The organism is Chryseobacterium nakagawai (genome assembly GCF_900637665.1).
Taxonomy (GTDB): Bacteria; Bacteroidota; Bacteroidia; order Flavobacteriales; family Weeksellaceae; genus Chryseobacterium; species Chryseobacterium nakagawai.
The window spans coordinates 5,442,682-5,458,724 of record NZ_LR134386.1 but is presented as its reverse complement, the minus strand read 5'-3'; the positions used below and the strand labels follow the sequence as shown (position 1 = coordinate 5,458,724).

The 16,043-nt window shown below is 35.7% G+C and carries 14 protein-coding genes; 9 read left to right on the top strand and 5 right to left on the bottom strand.

The genetic code is table 11. The annotated features are described in order from the left end of the window. Positions 1-204 precede the first annotated feature (204 nt). Positions 205-2,988: a bifunctional aconitate hydratase 2/2-methylisocitrate dehydratase gene (locus tag EL260_RS24695; RefSeq protein WP_123858162.1), complete on the bottom strand. Its 2,784-nt coding sequence runs from the start codon at positions 2,986-2,988 to the stop codon at positions 205-207. A gap of 290 nt (positions 2,989-3,278) precedes the next feature. Between EL260_RS24695 and EL260_RS24690 the strand changes: the two genes are divergently transcribed. The 9 genes from EL260_RS24690 to EL260_RS24650 all read left to right on the top strand — a co-directional run bounded on the left by EL260_RS24690 (position 3,279) and on the right by EL260_RS24650 (position 13,116). Continuing rightward, positions 3,279-4,052: a WG repeat-containing protein gene (locus EL260_RS24690; RefSeq protein WP_228445596.1), complete on the top strand. Its 774-nt coding sequence runs from the start codon at positions 3,279-3,281 to the stop codon at positions 4,050-4,052. A gap of 317 nt (positions 4,053-4,369) precedes the next feature. After that, complete coding sequence (locus EL260_RS24685; RefSeq protein WP_123858160.1) at positions 4,370-6,487, top strand: TonB-dependent receptor; 2,118 nt, start codon at positions 4,370-4,372, stop codon at positions 6,485-6,487. Positions 6,488-6,663: 176 nt separating this feature from the next. After that, complete coding sequence (locus EL260_RS24680; protein WP_123858159.1) at positions 6,664-7,416, top strand: HU domain-containing protein; 753 nt, start codon at positions 6,664-6,666, stop codon at positions 7,414-7,416. Further along, positions 7,404-7,955 carry an acyl-CoA thioesterase gene (locus EL260_RS24675; RefSeq protein WP_115969889.1) on the top strand — a complete coding sequence of 184 codons (552 nt, stop codon included), beginning with the start codon at positions 7,404-7,406 and terminating at the stop codon, positions 7,953-7,955. Before EL260_RS24680 ends, EL260_RS24675 begins: the two co-directional genes overlap by 13 nt. A gap of 149 nt (positions 7,956-8,104) precedes the next feature. After that, the gene (locus EL260_RS24670; protein WP_123858158.1) at positions 8,105-9,034 is read left to right on the top strand and encodes a 2-hydroxyacid dehydrogenase; all 930 of its coding nucleotides are present in this window, start codon (positions 8,105-8,107) and stop codon (positions 9,032-9,034) included. A 97-nt stretch (positions 9,035-9,131) separates the two neighbouring features. Then, positions 9,132-9,455: a hypothetical protein gene (locus EL260_RS24665; RefSeq protein WP_123858157.1), complete on the top strand. Its 324-nt coding sequence runs from the start codon at positions 9,132-9,134 to the stop codon at positions 9,453-9,455. A 131-nt stretch (positions 9,456-9,586) separates the two neighbouring features. After that, complete coding sequence (locus EL260_RS24660) at positions 9,587-10,849, top strand: serine hydrolase domain-containing protein (RefSeq protein WP_123858156.1); 1,263 nt, start codon at positions 9,587-9,589, stop codon at positions 10,847-10,849. A 25-nt stretch (positions 10,850-10,874) separates the two neighbouring features. Continuing rightward, positions 10,875-12,653 (top strand): Ig-like domain-containing protein, encoded by a 1,779-nt coding sequence (locus EL260_RS24655; RefSeq protein ID WP_123858155.1) that lies wholly within the window; start codon positions 10,875-10,877, stop codon positions 12,651-12,653. 4 nt (positions 12,654-12,657) lie between these two features. Then, a complete protein-coding gene (locus tag EL260_RS24650) occupies positions 12,658-13,116 on the top strand; it encodes a heme-binding domain-containing protein (RefSeq protein ID WP_123858154.1) in 459 nt (152 codons plus the stop codon). A gap of 199 nt (positions 13,117-13,315) precedes the next feature. Here EL260_RS24650 and EL260_RS24645 read toward each other — a convergent pair whose 3' ends face one another. The 4 genes from EL260_RS24645 to EL260_RS24630 are packed head-to-tail and all read right to left on the bottom strand — an operon-like array spanning position 13,316 to position 16,036. Then, positions 13,316-13,828, bottom strand: a complete 513-nt coding sequence (locus tag EL260_RS24645; RefSeq protein WP_123858153.1) for an NUDIX hydrolase — start codon at positions 13,826-13,828, stop codon at positions 13,316-13,318. Between the two features lie 42 nt (positions 13,829-13,870). Continuing rightward, positions 13,871-14,785 (bottom strand): site-specific tyrosine recombinase XerD, encoded by a 915-nt coding sequence (xerD, locus tag EL260_RS24640; protein WP_123860617.1) that lies wholly within the window; start codon positions 14,783-14,785, stop codon positions 13,871-13,873. An 8-nt stretch (positions 14,786-14,793) separates the two neighbouring features. Beyond that, the gene (locus EL260_RS24635) at positions 14,794-15,216 is read right to left on the bottom strand and encodes a deoxycytidylate deaminase (protein ID WP_123858152.1); all 423 of its coding nucleotides are present in this window, start codon (positions 15,214-15,216) and stop codon (positions 14,794-14,796) included. A 52-nt stretch (positions 15,217-15,268) separates the two neighbouring features. After that, a complete protein-coding gene (locus tag EL260_RS24630; RefSeq protein WP_123858151.1) occupies positions 15,269-16,036 on the bottom strand; it encodes an enoyl-CoA hydratase/isomerase family protein in 768 nt (255 codons plus the stop codon). Positions 16,037-16,043 lie beyond the last annotated feature (7 nt).

The window sequence follows — 16,043 nt, the reverse complement described above, 5'->3', positions numbered from 1 at the left end:
TTGATTCTAAAATCAAGAGATTTTATAACTTTCAATTTAAGAAAAAATAGATTCTATTTTCTCGATTTTCTCGGAAAAAAATCGTATTTAACTTAAAATAGAACGATTCTAAACAAAAAAAATGAAAGATTTTAAATCCTAAAAGGACTAAAATCTTTCATTTATATAATTTTCAATAGTCTTGCGACTAATTTATCAATGCTGTTAGTGAGCGCTTGTGCTTGTTAATTCCTTGATAGAAGGTACAAAAGTTGTCAGGTCAATCCCTTCAACTGCTGCTTTGTATTCTTCAATATTTGGGATTCTTCCGATGATAGCAGAAAGAACAACAACCGGAGTTGAAGCCAATAGAGATTCCCCTTTTTTACGCTCAGAATCCTCCACGACTCTTCCCTGGAAAAGACGTGTTGAAGTAGCTAGTACAGTATCTCCTTTAGCCGCTTTTTCTTGGTTACCCATACAAAGGTTACATCCAGGGCGCTCTAGGTACATTACATTTTCATATGTTGTACGAGCTTCCCCTTTAGGAGCGTTGTCATTAAATTCAAAACCTGAATATTTTTCCAGTAATTCCCAGTCACCTTCAGCTTTTAACTCATCAATGATATTATAAGTAGGGGCGGCAACAACTAGTGGTGCGCTAAATTCTACTTTACCATTTTTCTTTTCAAGGTTTTTCAACATCTGAGAAACAATCTTAAGGTCTCCTTTGTGAACCATACAAGATCCTACGAAGCCAAGATCTACTTTTTTCTCACCACCATAGTAAGAAAGGTCTCTGATGGTATCGTGAGTATATCTCTTAGATACATCATCATTGTTTACATCCGGGTCAGCAATCATAGGTTCTACGATGACATCAAGATCTACAACAACTTCAGCGTAATATTTAGCATTAGCGTCAGGAGTCAGTGCTGGTTTTTCACCAGATCTGATCTCTTCAATTCTCTTATTTGCTTTGTCAATTAATCCCTGAAGAACTTTGTTATGGTTATCCATTCCTTTGTCGATCATGATCTGAATTCTGCCTTTAGCAATTTCCAATGATTCGATTAGGGTGTTATCTTCAGAAATGTTGATAGAGGCTTTTGCTTTCATTTCAGCAGTCCAGTCTGTAAATGTAAATGCCTGGTCAGCAGGAAGTGTTCCGATGTGAACCTCAATGATTCTTCCTTGGAATACGTTTTCTCCTCCGAATTGCTTCAACATCTGAGCCTGAGTAGCATGTACCACATCACGGAAATCCATGTGAGGCTTCATTTCTCCTTTGAATGTTACTTTTACAGATTCAGGGATTGGCATAGATGCTTCTCCTGTAGCTAGTGCAAGAGCAACTGTTCCAGAGTCAGCTCCAAAAGCAACTCCTTTAGACATTCTTGTGTGAGAGTCACCACCAATGATGATCGCCCACTCGTCTACAGTGATATCGTTAAGAACTTTGTGAATAACGTCAGTCATTGAGTGGTATTCACCTTTCGGGTCACGAGCTGTGATTAATCCGAAATCGTTCATGAATTTCATTAGCTTAGGAATGTTAGCCTGTGCTTTTTTATCCCAAACCGAAGCCGTGTGACAACCTGATTGGTAAGCACCGTCTACCACTGGAGAAATTACAGTAGCAGCCATTGATTCAAGCTCCTGAGAAGTCATAAGACCTGTCGTATCCTGTGAACCTACAATGTTTACCTGTACACGTACATCAGAACCAGCATGTAATACTTTTCCTGGTGTAGTTCCTACAGCATTTCTGTTGAAGATTTTTTCAACAGCTGTAAGACCTTGTCCTTCGTGAGAAATTTCTTTAGATGGAGCGAAAACAACAGGCGCTTCAATACCTAAAGTCTGAGCTGCGAATGTCTGTAGTTTCTTACCAAATACGATGGCGTAAGACCCACCAGCTTTGATGAATTCCATCTTTTGTGGTGTGAAAGACTTTGTAAGGTCAATCAGTTCCTGATCTCCGTTATATAATTTCTTTTCTTTTGTATTAATAGTTAATAGAGTTCCTGTAGCTACTGAATAAGCTTCTTCAAGAACAATATCACCATTTTCGTTACGAATAGGATTTCCATTTTCATCTACTTTCTTCACCCAGTTCTTAAGGTCAACACCGATACCTCCGGTAACGTCAACAGTGGTAAGGAAGATTGGAGAAATACCGTTTGTTCCTCCTACAATTGGAGCGATATTGACGAATGGAACATAAGGGCTAGCTTGTTTACCAGTCCATAAAGCCACATTGTTTACCCCAGACATTCTGGATGAACCTACACCCATTGTCCCTTTTTCAGCAATAAGCATAACGCTTGCATCAGGATGTTGTGCCTGTAAAGCTTTGATTTCTTCCTGAGCTGCAGGAGTAATCATACATTTACCGTGAAGTTCACGGTCTGATCTTGAGTGCGCTTGGTTACCTGGAGAAAGTAAATCGGTAGAGATATCTCCTTCACCAGCAATATAAGTAATCACTTTAATCTCGTCAGCCACTTCAGGAAGCTTAGTGAAGAATTCAGCCTGTGCATAACTTTCTAAAATTTCTTTTGCGATTTCATTTCCGCTGTTGTATGCTTCCTTTAAACGAGTAGTATCCGCTTCATAAAGGAAAACCTGAGTTTTAAGAACTTCCGCAGCTTGTTGAGCAATAGCGGCATCGTTACCTAAAGCCAAGTCTAATAATACTTCGATTGATTTACCTCCTTTCATGTGAGATAATAATTCGAAAGCAAAGGTTTGAGAGATTTCTTCTACTACGGATTCACCTAGAATGATCTCTTTTAAAAATTTAGCTTTTACACCCGCTGCACTTGTAGTTCCCGGTAGGGTATTGTAGATGAAAAATTTAAGAGAGTCTGCTCGATCTGCATTACCTGTATCTTTGATTTGTGCAATGATTTCGCTTAGTAATTCAGCACCATCAATTGGCTTTGGATGAAGCCCCTGGTCTTTTCTTTCTTCAATCTCTTTGATGTAATCCTTATAAATATTCATAATAGAAGTCTTTCAATATTAAAAGGTAGAGTATTTCGCTACTTCTTACTGGTCTGTATAATACAATTAATGACATTTTGAGATCTCGCATGGGATGCAACATTAATCCAATAAGGTCAGCATAATCTACGCTCTTTTTTAAAAGGTTTTTAAATTATTAAACAATTCAAAATGTTCCCCAAAATTACGAAATTTTACGATTTTATGAGAATGAAATTATTTAGATTCTTTATAAATATGAATTTGATAATTTCTATTTTTGGTCGTAATTTTGCAGTCAAATGGTGAATATGAAAAATATCTTAAATGTTTTGTGCATTTTTATTTCGATTTCTATTTTCTCTCAGGCTAAATCTGTGAAGAAACCTATAGCGAGAAATGGCACGAAATCCGCTGTGAAAAAGGAGAAGAATGCCGTAGTCAGGCATAATCCCGATCTTGTCGTTAATAATAAAGATCTTCCCCTTCTGATTCCTAAAAAGAAAGGGGATAGCTTCGGGTATGTCAATCAAAACAGAAAATTCATCATTCAGCCCGAATATCATATTGCTGTATTTTTTTATGAAGACTGTAATCTTTTGAATTCGCCGAATGAAAAAGTTAGAAAATTTGGAACAAAAGATTATGCTACCGTAGAAAAAAATATGATTTCTTATCGGGTAGACCATTCCGGGAAAAGAGTCTATCAGTTTAAAGATTCGGATTTAGGGAAATGTAAATTTGAAGAGTATAAGCAACAGCTTTTCCAGGCCTATGTTCTTAATGGTTTCTATGGAATTATTGAAAAATCAAAATTCGTGAATGCTGCAGACTATCGACAGTATCAGATCTATCCGCAATATCAGTATCTCTATATTATGGAAGGAGATGATGTTGCAGATCCGATGATTGTAGCTTCAAACAATGATAAATTCGGTGTGATTGATGTCAATAATAAAATTATCATTCCTTTCGAATATTCAAATATTAAAAGAAATTTCAGTTGGAAATTAGGAAAGATGTTTGAAGTGACAAAAGATGGTAAAAACTATTATTATGTTGACGCGAACAACAAAACATACTAGAACATAAACGATGAATAATAAATAAGGGTCATTTATATATTTATAACTCTAATTTTTTTATACAATAAACCTTCTGATAATTGCCTTTGCTATAATTTGTAACCTTAAACCTCGAATCCTGTACCACGAAAACTAGCATCTCGTATATTTTTTGTAATTTCGCGGCTGAAATAAAGGGGTGCTTTAACAGGCTGAGATTATACCCACTGAACCTGGAACAGGTAATGCTGTTTAGGGACATCAACTCTACTGAGGGTTGAATTTGTATAATATCTTATCGATCCCCTTTTATTCATTAAATGTTAAAGATTTATAGAATGAAAGGATTATTTTTTTTAGGGCTTAGTGTAGGCTCTGTAGCCTTTTTGCAGGCTCAAAACACAGATTCTCTGAAGATCAGGGAAATAGAAGCGGTTAATTTTACCAAAAGACTTCCTGTTGCTAAGGAAATCATCAATGTTCAGAAAGATTTAGATGGTAGAAATCTGGGACAGGATCTCCCTATACTTTTAAAAAATCAAACTTCAATAATTTCTACTTCAGATGCTGGAAATGGTGTGGGGTATACTGGTTTTAGAATTCGTGGTGTTTCAGGAACGGCCATTAATGTGATGATGAACGGTGTTCCTTATAATGACTCTGAAAGCCAGGGGACCTTTTTTGTAAATGTTCCGGATTTGACAAGTTCTGCATCACAGATTGTTATTCAAAGAGGGGTTGGAACTTCTAATAATGGAGTTTCTGCGTTTGGAGCAAGTATCAACGTGATTTCAAGAGAGCCGGAAGAAAAGTTTTATTTTAAAACTGATGATAGCTATGGTTCTTTTAATACCTATAAATATTCAGCTGAGGTAGGTTCCGGGAAATTCTGGAAGAACCGTCTTTCTGTAATGGGAAGATATAGTAATATTCATTCGGATGGATACATAGATAGAGCTTCTTCTGATCTGCATTCTTACAATTTTACAGCCTTGTTTGAGGAAGGGAAAACCAAATTGCGTTTAATGGCCTTTGGAGGAAAAGAAAAAACGTATCAGGCATGGAACGGAATCAGCAGAGAAATGTGGGAAACCAATCCAAGATTCAATAATTCGGGTAAAATTGTTGATGCTAATGGGAATATTACCGGATTTTATAATAATGAAACGGATAACTACAGACAGAATCATTATCAGTTACTTTGGGAACAGAAATTCAATGACCGTTGGAATCTTGAAACAACTTTCCACTACACGAAAGGAAAGGGATATTACGAAAACTATAAGCAAGCAAGCTCTTTCTCTAAATATCAACTGCCTAATATTATTGAGAATGGGGTAACGATTACCAAATCAGATTTTATCCGAAAAAAATGGTTAAATAATGATTTCTACGGAGTCGTTTCTACACTCTATGGGAAGTTTGATAATCTAGATTTGAACTTTGGTGCTGTAGCTAATCAGTACTATGGAAGGCATTATGGAAATGTTACCGGAGTATTTTATCCTCAGATTCATGAAAGTGAATATTACAGAAACCGTTCTGTGAAAAACGAAGTCTCTGGTTTTGCAAAGGCTTTATACAGAATGGATAATTTCGAGTTCTTCGGTGATTTACAGCTTAGAAGCATCAATTATAATACTAAGGTCATCATGGCTGGAGACGATGACGGTGCTGATCTGGACAAAAACTGGCTGTTCTTTAATCCTAAAGCGGGGGTGAATTATAAAATAGAGGGTGGGAAGATATTCTTATCTTATGCTCATGCCCATAGAGAACCCAACAGGGCAGATATCATGGCTAATAATGATGTGAAGCCTGAAAAACTTCATGATTTTGAAGCCGGTTTGGAAAAGCAGTTTGGATTTTTATCCCTGACAGCGAATGTTTATTACATGTATTATGTGAATCAGTTGGTTTTGAATGGACAACTTAACAGTGTGGGGGCATTTATCCGGAGCAATTCAGGAAAGAGTTACAGACGTGGTGTGGAGATTGGTGCTTTGGCAAAGCTTTCAAAACAATGGGAGGTTTCCGGTAACTTTACCTTAAGCCAGAACAGAAATCAGGATTTTAATATTGAAGTTGGCAAGCAGCCGATAAGCCTTGGGAATACTCAGATTTCTTTTTCTCCGAATATGATTGCTAATTTGGGAGTAAGGTTTAATCCGAATAAAAGTTTCCAATTTGCCTTAATGAACCAATATGTTGGAAAACAGTATCTGGACAATACAGAGGATAAAAATTTAGAACTTAAAGATTACTTATTGACAGACTTTAATGCCCAGTACCAGTTTAAAATTGGGAACAATGACATTGCATTAAAACTATTGGTAAACAATTTATTCAATAAAAAATATGTGAACAATGGCTCTGTGGGTGAAGATGGCAATCCGCTTTACTTTGCACAGGCAGGAACCAACTTCATGTTTGGGATCAGTTGGAAGATTCAATAGATTGAAAGAAATGAATGTAAATAGGTAAATTGTAAATTTATCCTGAAAGCAATTAGAGATCATGAATAGTAAACCTATTTTAATATGAAATACTTAAAAGGCTGTTTCGGCAGTCTTTTTTTATATGCGTTAAATATCTTCAAAAAGTCATGAAAAAGTTATAAATTTGCTGCCAAATGAATATTTCAGCATACATTTTAGAATATTTAAAACAATTTGGAACTGTCACGGTTCCAGGCTTTGGGGTGTTTTCTCTGAAAAATTCTAAAGCAATTATCAATTCAGAAAATGGAAGTATCCTGCCTCCAGCAAGTCAGATTGAATTTACAATTGACTATGAAGTACAGGCCGATGATCTTACTATTTTTATTGCTAAAGAAAAACAGATGTCTGTAGAGGCTTCAAGAAGCGACTTGAAGATACAAACTGATTTTTGGAAGAAAAAACTTCAGGCAGAGCAGGTTCTTGACATTCAAAATCTGGGAACCATCTTTACAGAAGAAGGACATACCCATTTCAAAGGGAAAAGAATAGAAGCGGGACGTCCGGATTTTTTCGGATTAGAAGAGATCAGGTTCTCAGACATTAATAATGGTGAGAAAGTAAATACTTCAGAAAACCGCGAAAAGGATTATAAATTCAAGAAGACCATTCTTTGGCTTTTCCTATTGATTATTCCTATTCTTGGTATTGTATATTTCGCATTTACTCAAAAGGAACTTCTATTTGGAAAGAAATCTTTTAACAAAGTTTCCGTACAGACTTCTACCCATAGAATTGTAAAAGATACTGTGAAAGTAATGGTTCATACTCCTGAAACTCAGGTTTCAGATTCCCTGAAGAATGATTCACTGGCAAAACCTGCCGGAAAAGCGACTAAACCAGTTCCGGCTGCTCCAAAAAACACTAAGAATAAATGGCAAAAATAAAAACAGCGTCAGAATCCCTGACCATTATGACCAATATCGTTCTTCCGAACGAAACTAACTCTCTAAGAAACCTATTTGGTGGTGAACTTTTAGCAAAAATGGACAGATGTGCTTCCATTTCTGCAGCTAGACACTGTGAAAGAAGAGTAGTAACAGCATCTGTAAACCACGTTTCATTCAATCATCCAATTCCCGAAGGGGGAGTTGTTGTGCTGGAATCTAAAGTTTCCAGAGCGTTCTCTACTTCTATGGAAGTGTATGTAGATGTATGGTCAGATGATCCTATCAATCAGAAAAAAATTCATACTAATTCTGGAATTTATACTTTCGTTGCAGTAGATGAATTCAACCGTCCTATTCCAATTCCGGATATGGTTCCTGAAACAGAAGATGAAAAAGAAAGATACGCAGCAGCCTTCCGTAGAAAAGAGCTTTCACTAATTCTTTCTGGAAGAATGAAACCTTTGGAATCTGTGGAGCTTAAGAAATTATTCCAGGAACCGGAAGAACCACAATCTTCTAAAAAAGATAAAAAATAAGACTTTAAAATGCTTTTAATACTGGAATATCCAAATTAAAAGCATTTTGTTTTTATATCCTATAATAAAATTATAAACACCTTTCTCTAAAAAAATAATGATGGTGTTATTTTTGAAACTCATTAGTGTCATTTGTGTTTAAATAAATTATGAAAATTCTCCTTTTAGATAAAAATCACCCGCTTATTACCGAACAGCTTTTAGCTAAAAACTTTATGTTGGAAGAAGACTTTACTTCCACTTACGATGAGGTTTGTGATAAAATCAAAAATTATGATGGTATTATCATCAGAAGCCGCATTCCTTTAGATAAAAATTTTCTTGAGCAGGCTCAAAATCTGAAGTTTATTGCAAGGGTAGGTGCTGGTATGGAAAATATTGATATTCCTGTCGCTGAAAAATTAGGCATTCAATTAATTAATTCTCCAGAAGGAAACAGAGATTCAGTCGCAGAACATGTAGTAGGAATGTTGTTGGTCATTATGAACAGGCTTTTCATAGCCTCTCAGGAAGTAAAGAATGGGATTTGGAAACGTGAAGAAAACAGAGGTGATGAATTACTTGGGAAGACCGTAGGTTTAATCGGATACGGAAATATGGGGAAGGCTACGGCTAAAAGACTTTCTGGTTTTGGATGTAAAGTGATTTTCCATGATATTCTTCCGGGATTGGGAGATGAGTTTGCTTCTCAGGTTACTTTAGAAGAGCTAAAGGAATCTGCCGAAGTGTTGAGTTTACATATTCCCCTAACTTCTGAAACTCGTTATCTTATTGATGAAACATTTATTTCTGAGATGAAGAATGATTTTTATTTTGTCAATACGGCAAGAGGAAAAAATGTACAAACTAAAAGTTTAGTAGAAGCGTTAAAGTCGGGTAAAGTAAAAGGAGCCTGTCTAGATGTATTGGAATATGAAAAGTCCTCTTTTGAACATCTTGAAATTGAAAATGAAGATTTACAATATCTGCTGGAATCAGAAAAAGCAATAGTTACTCCACATATTGCTGGTTGGACGCATCAGAGTAAAGAAAAATTAGCTCAGTTTATTGTAGATAAAATTGTAAATTCTTATTGCTAGATACATTCTCTTATATTGTTATTCCTTACTTTTAGACCAATAAATTAATCATAAAGTGATGATCTGGACTCCTATAACAGTTGAAGAAATATTTGATATGATTCATTCCACAGAAAATGATTTGCATGGTGATCTTCTGAATTTCTGGGATTTAATTAAAATAGATCCCGAAAAATGGACTGAAGAAGAATATGGAAAAGAAGGAGGTGGATTTTGGGTTGTAGGATTAATCGGAGGAAAAGTGATTTACTACAATGATATTGAAGAGGGATTTAATATCTCAGATTATACCGTATACGGAACGATTGATGAATATATTTGTAATCAGGATGATTTGCACATTGCAATTTTGAATCTTTATAATCTTATCACTTTTGGGGGAAGAGTGATAGGACAGGCAGGACCGCCATTAAACCTGTAGAATAAAATATTAATTTATTCCTTTTTGTTTTTTATATTTGATGTTCATTATGTTAAATTATTCATAATGTCACCTTCATATTTATCATTTACTTTCGACTTTTACTAAATTGCCGCTCATTTTTGAATCTTATGAAGATGCGTAATTTAGTACTTGCTGTAACGGTTGCTTTATCCCTTTTATCCTGTAAAAATAAATCTGAATCCAAAGAGGTTTCAGTTGAAAATACCACCAATCTTCCGAACTATGGGAATGTAGATCTGGGAAATGTGTTTACAAAAACAGATGGACTGCTTTCCAATAAGGAACTATTGACGGGGTATATAGATCAGTACTATAAAAAAATCTGGGAAGGTGGAGATCTTAGCGGAGGTATTTTAGTAGCTAAAGGTGATGAGATTTTATACGAAAATTATAGAGGATTCGGAAGAGAAGGTAATCAGATGCCGATCGATAAAAATACACCATTGCATGTCGCTTCGGTTTCAAAAACATTAACGGCAATGGCTATGATGAAGCTTGTAGAAGCTGGCAAAATAAAATTGACAGACCATCTTACCCAATTCTTTCCGGGATTTCCTTATCCTAATGTAACTGTCCAAACTTTGTTGGATCAAAGAAGCGGATTACCTAAGTATGAGTATTTTATTCCTAAAATACAGCCTGCACCGGCAGAACTTTCCAAACAGTTTATTACCAACCAGGATGTATTGGACATGATTATCAAATATAAACCGGATCTGGCAAGAGATACCGATACCGGATTTATGTATTGCAATACAAACTTTGCTTTACTGGCCTTACTGATTGAAAAAGTAACCAAAACTCCTTTTCCACAGGCAATGAAAGAAATGGTTTTCACCCCGTTGAAAATGAATCATACCTATATTTTTCAGGAAAAAGATATTCCAACTGCTTCACAGTCTTTCTATTATGGTGGAAATAAACTATATCCTTTGGATCGTTTGGATTTGATCTATGGAGATAAAAACGTTTATACTACTCCAAGAGATCTATATAATTTCTCAAAAGCAATGTTCTCTAAGGATTTCCTGAAACCGGATCTGATGCAGATGGTATTTACTCCTTACAGCAACGAAAAGGCAGGGATGAATAATTATGGCCTTGGTTTTAGAATGAAAATTTTTGATAATGGTGAAAAACTGACCTATCACAACGGCTGGTGGCATGGAACCAACTCTGTATTTGCTCACCTTTTAAAATCTAAAGTGACCATTGTGGCTATCGGAAACAAATATTCCGGTAAAGTGTATACAGCGCTTGCTTTATCAGGATTGTTTGAGGATTTTCCTTTACAGAAAGATAAACTTCATTCTGTGATGAATGAGAATAAAGACAGTTTGAATAACGGAAACGAAGTTTTTGGAGAATAATGTTTATTTTTGCTTAAACATTTTCATGAAAAGGTTTCTTTTATTATTCGTTATCAGTTTTCTTGTACACTCTTGTGCAAGGGTAGGATCGCCTGTTGGTGGTCCAAAAGATACATTAGCACCAAAATTTTTAAGTTCTAACATTGATACCACAAGAATCAACGTCAAAAGAGATATCCACGAACTTCGTCTGGATTTTGATGAATATGTGACCTTAAAGGACATCAATAAAAATCTTATTATTTCTCCACCCATCAAGAATATCAAACGAATTCTTCCATCGAATATTGCCAATAAATTTGTTCTTATTCAGTGGACAGATACCCTTCAGGCCAATACCACTTATAATTTTAATTTTGGAAATTCTATTGCGGATAATAATGAGTCCAATATTCTCCGATATTTTAATTTCGCTTTCTCTACAGGAGATAAGTTGGATGATCTGTACATCAGTGGCGAAGTAAAGGATGCTATGCAGATCAAAAAGAAAACCGGGACTAATGAAAATAAGCTGGTAGTTGGATTATATCAGGTAAAAGATACGATGAACTATAAGCAAAAGCCCTATTATATCACCAAGGTAGATGATGACGGATATTATGAACTGAATTATCTTTCTCCCGGAAAATATAAAATTATTGCTTTTGAAGATGAAAACGGAAACTCGGTGTATGATCCAGGAAAAGAGAAAATAGGATTTAAGAAAGAAGCTATTGATGTTGAAAAATCAATTTCAGGCTTAAATTTAAGTGTTTATCCCTCAAAAAAACCTTTGAAGTATTTAGATATGAAGGAGATTTCTGGAGGCGTTCTTATGACATTTGAAGGACACCCTGATGAGGTGAAAGTTCAATCACTCAATGATAAGCTTAAAGATATAAAAGTAACACACGCACCAAAATCAGACTCTGTTAGGATTTGGTTTGATGCAGTGAAGAATGATGTAGGACAGGATGCTAACGAAAAATTAGTGTTTAGTCATAATATTGGACCAAAAAAAGATACGGTTTACTCAGTTTCTTTATTCTACAAGTACAATAAGAAAAATGCGATGGATGTTTTCAGTGATAATGGAGGTGGTTCATTAGCTCCAAAATCTGATTTTAAAATTTCATCCAACTACTTTATTGAAAAGATTGATCCTTCAAAGTGGAAATTAGCTATTAAAGGAGACTCTTTGAATACTCTGCCGTTTACTGCTAAAATTTCAGAGACTAATCCTTATCAGATTCAGGTGAATTCTGATTTTATCAGCGGAAAAGATTATCAGCTTACCATTCCTAAAGAAACCGTTTCTTCTTTTTATACAAAAAATACTCAATCCAAGCGTTTCGATTTTACTGTTGATAAAATAGAACAATTCGGAAGCCTTGAATTCACTCTTACCAATGCTCCTGCTTCTAACTATTGGATTCAGTTACTGGATTCCTCAGATAAAGTGGTGTATCAGAAATATACCAAAGGAGATAAAGTGAAATTTGATATTCTGAAACCAGAAGAATATGTAGTCAGAATATTGGTGGATAATAATAATGATAAGTATTGGGGGGAAGCTGATTTCGCCAGTGAAACTTTTGCAGAGGATGCCTATGTTTTCTATAAAAAAGCTTTGATAAAAGCCTTATGGGAAACAAGAGAAGAATGGGACCTGAAAGATACCAGGACACTGGATAATCCTAAAGGGACAACGGCTCCAACCGTACCGGTTACTCCTCCGGTTTCCGAAGAGAAAGAGAAAGCTGTGATACAGGAAAGTAAAAAAGAGTTAAAATCTGCAAATGCAGTCATAACTCCGGTTAAATAGATTTATGAAGACGGCAAAGAAAATAATTTTTTGGACCCTGGTGGCGTTTGCTCTTATCCAGTTTTTCCCAATTGATACAGTAAATCAACCGGTTGATTCTAAGGTGAATTTTGTTCAGATGAAGAACAGTCCGGAAAAAGTGCGTACGCTTCTTAAAAATGCTTGTTATGACTGTCATTCAAACGAGACGGTTTATCCAAAGTATGCTTATATAGCACCTATTTCATGGTCTGTGAAAAGTCATGTGAATGATGGACGTCAGCATCTTAATTTTTCTGTTTGGGGAACCTACAATAAGGAATTAAAAGAGAATATGCTCGACAGGTCTATGGAAGCTCTTAAACATAAGACAATGCCGTTTCCAGGATATATTGTCTACCATAAAGAAGCTAATTTATCAGAAGCAGAAAGAACTTTGCTTATTCAGTATTTTGGTGAAATGCTGAAATCGAAAACCTATTAATTAAAAATATAATTCCCACAGATTCCACAGATCATCACAGAGTTTATGCAAAATGCATCTGTGTAATTCGTGAAATCTGTGGGAAAATTGTTTTAGTTATAAAAAAACTCCCGCAGATTTTACAAACTTAGCAGGTGGATAGAATCCGGTAATCTGCCTCATTTGCAAAATCTGCGAGAGCATATAGTTATTGCAAAAATTATTTCTTCAGATAACCTTCAAAAAATTTCTTCTGAGAATCAAAAGCAATCTCGTCGAGGTCAAGTTCCTGTAAAGGAATCCATACCGCTTCAGAGATCTCTGAAAGTTCAAGATTTACCTCAAATTTCTTCGAAACATTATATTCATAAAAGAGATCAATAGTATTGTAATCAATTTCTTTATACTGATAGATATTCGGAAGACTGGTGAGGTATTTCAGGTTGGAAATATCAATGTTAAGCTGAAGTTCTTCAAAAAGTTCTCTTTTACAGGTTTCCTCTGCGCTTTCTTTAGGGTCAACAAAACCTCCTGCAAGATCAAGCTTCCCTTTTTTAGGGTCTCTGTTTCTTCGGGTAAGATAAATTTCATCGCCACATCTTATAACAACCGCTACAGCGCCTGCTACGTTGTTGTACAGGGTAAAACCACATTCAGGACAGTTCCATTTCTTTTCACCATCCCAATGTAAGGTCTCTTTGCCACAGCTTGGGCAATATTTCAATACTTTCATCCGTCTATAATTATTTTTCAAAGGCCTGATAAACCATTAGTTTCACTGAGTGATATTCATATTTCTCGGGTGATAACTTAGGATAACATCCCTTAACTCTTCTGTCTTCAGGTGAGTATAGATCTCTGTCGTGGTAATACTGGAGTGGCCCAACATTTCCTGGATATAACGGAGATCCGCTCCATTCTGCAATAAATGAGTAGCAAAAGAATGCCTGAATGTATGTGGAGAAATTTTCTTATTAACTCCTGCTTTATCAGTAAGTTCTTTAATAATAAGAAATACGATCACTCTTGACATGGAAGTTCCACGACTGTTCAAAAACAGAGTGTCTTCATATTTCTTATTAATTTTTCCTTTAGAGCGTACTTCCTTGATATAACTTTCAAGTAATTCTGCGGTATAATCAGCTAAAGGTACAAAACGGGTCTTATTTCCCTTTCCGTGTACTTTAATATATTGCTCCTTGAAATTGATATTAGAGATTTTAAGGTCAATCAGTTCAGATACACGGAGTCCGCAACCGTAAAGTACCTCTATGATACATTGATTTCTTCTTCCGAGATCTGTATTAACCTCAATAGCAGCAGTAATTTTATTAATATCCGGCAGACTTAACGTATCCGGTAGGTATAGTCCCAGTTTAGGACCTTCAAGTAACGCAGCAGGGTTGTCTTCACGATATTCATCTTCCAAAAGAAATTTGAAGAAGGCTTTGATAGAAGATATCCATCTTGCCTGTGATCTCTCACTGAATTTCTGTTTAGAAAGATTGAAAATGTATTCCTGCAGGTTTTCGTAACCGATAGAATCTGGTCCAATATTTTCCAGATCTTCTTCTGCGTAATCTTTTAGTTTCTTAATGTCCCGAACATAGGCGTCGAGCGTGTTGTCTGAAAAATTTCTTTCGAAACGAAGAAATATTTCAAAATCTTTGATCTTTTCATCCCAAGTCATCATTGTGCTTATTTTTTTAGTTCACATTCCGATATTTGTTCTATTTCAATGTTATGGCCTCTCAGGAACGATATTCCATCGTCATCCGAATACTCATTAATATACACCAGTCTTGTAATACCTGCTTGCAGGATCAGCTTACTGCATTCCTTGCAGGGTGACAATGTTAGATATAACGTTGCTCCTTTTGCAGATTGTGTAGAAGCTGCCAGCTTTAAAATAGCGTTGGCTTCAGCATGCAATACGTACCAGTGCGTTTTTCCCTCTCCATCTTCACAACAGTTTTCGAATCCCATAGGAGTTCCATTGTAACCATCTGAAATAATCATCCTATCTTTTACGATAAGAGCCCCTACCTGTTTTCTCTTACAGTAGGAGAGTTGCGCCCATTCCTGGGCCATTTTTAGATAAGCTTTATCAAACTTATTCATACCGCAGCATTAGTTTTTCGAAATAATTTGGATTAAAATCTTTTAGAAAGATTTAGAAGTTCGGCTTTCTTTTCTCTAGGAAAGCTGTTACTCCTTCTTTCTTATCTTCCATTTCGAAAAGTTCTCCAAAATATTTAATTTCAGTTTCAAAACCTTTCTCTGTATCAGATAAATTTACGGCGTTAATCGCCTTCGATATTGCCATTGGTGAATTATGGGCAATAGTGTTCGCTAATTCTTTCGTTTTGGTTAATAATTCTTCAATAGGGTATACTTCATTGACCAATCCGATCTCTTTTGCTTTTTGAGCAGGGACCATTTTGGCAGAGAAGATCATTTCGTTGGCAATACCTTTTCCGACAAGTTTGGGAAGCCTTTGAGTTCCTCCGTATCCTGGAATTAATCCCAGTGTTACTTCAGGAAGCCCTAATCTGGCGTTTTCCGATGCATATCTGATGTGGCATGCCATGGCAAGCTCTAAACCTCCTCCTAATGCAAAACCGTTTACGGCAGCAATGACAGGTTTGGATAGGTTTTCAATTTTGTTGAACAATATATTTTGTCCGTTTCTTGCAAGTTCCTCAGCTTTTTCCTGTCCGAAGTCACTGAATTCCTTGATATCAGCTCCAGCTACAAATGATTTTTCTCCGCTGCCTGTAAGGATAACTACCCTGCAGGAAGTATCGGAATTAAGCTCATCCAATGCGGTACTGATCTCCTGAATGGTCTTTGCATTTAATGCATTTAAACTTTCAGGTCTGTTTATTGTAATGATAGATAATTTATCTTCCTTTTTTAATAATATATTTTCGTAACTCATTTTTCCA

Coding starts and splice junctions, on each gene's coding strand:
- EL260_RS24645 (WP_123858153.1), bottom strand. CDS start 13,828: ATGAAAGTATTGAAATATTGCCCAAGCTGTGGCAAAGAGACCTTACAT.
- EL260_RS24680 (WP_123858159.1), top strand. CDS start 6,664: ATGAATATTTCAGCATACATTTTAGAATATTTAAAACAATTTGGAACT.
- EL260_RS24665 (WP_123858157.1), top strand. CDS start 9,132: ATGATTCATTCCACAGAAAATGATTTGCATGGTGATCTTCTGAATTTC.
- EL260_RS24630 (WP_123858151.1), bottom strand. CDS start 16,036: ATGAGTTACGAAAATATATTATTAAAAAAGGAAGATAAATTATCTATC.
- EL260_RS24655 (WP_123858155.1), top strand. CDS start 10,875: ATGAAAAGGTTTCTTTTATTATTCGTTATCAGTTTTCTTGTACACTCT.
- xerD (WP_123860617.1), bottom strand. CDS start 14,785: ATGACTTGGGATGAAAAGATCAAAGATTTTGAAATATTTCTTCGTTTC.
- EL260_RS24660 (WP_123858156.1), top strand. CDS start 9,587: ATGAAGATGCGTAATTTAGTACTTGCTGTAACGGTTGCTTTATCCCTT.
- EL260_RS24650 (WP_123858154.1), top strand. CDS start 12,658: ATGAAGACGGCAAAGAAAATAATTTTTTGGACCCTGGTGGCGTTTGCT.
- EL260_RS24670 (WP_123858158.1), top strand. CDS start 8,105: ATGAAAATTCTCCTTTTAGATAAAAATCACCCGCTTATTACCGAACAG.
- EL260_RS24685 (WP_123858160.1), top strand. CDS start 4,370: ATGAAAGGATTATTTTTTTTAGGGCTTAGTGTAGGCTCTGTAGCCTTT.
- EL260_RS24695 (WP_123858162.1), bottom strand. CDS start 2,988: ATGAATATTTATAAGGATTACATCAAAGAGATTGAAGAAAGAAAAGAC.
- EL260_RS24690 (WP_228445596.1), top strand. CDS start 3,279: ATGAAAAATATCTTAAATGTTTTGTGCATTTTTATTTCGATTTCTATT.
- EL260_RS24635 (WP_123858152.1), bottom strand. CDS start 15,216: ATGAATAAGTTTGATAAAGCTTATCTAAAAATGGCCCAGGAATGGGCG.
- EL260_RS24675 (WP_115969889.1), top strand. CDS start 7,404: ATGGCAAAAATAAAAACAGCGTCAGAATCCCTGACCATTATGACCAAT.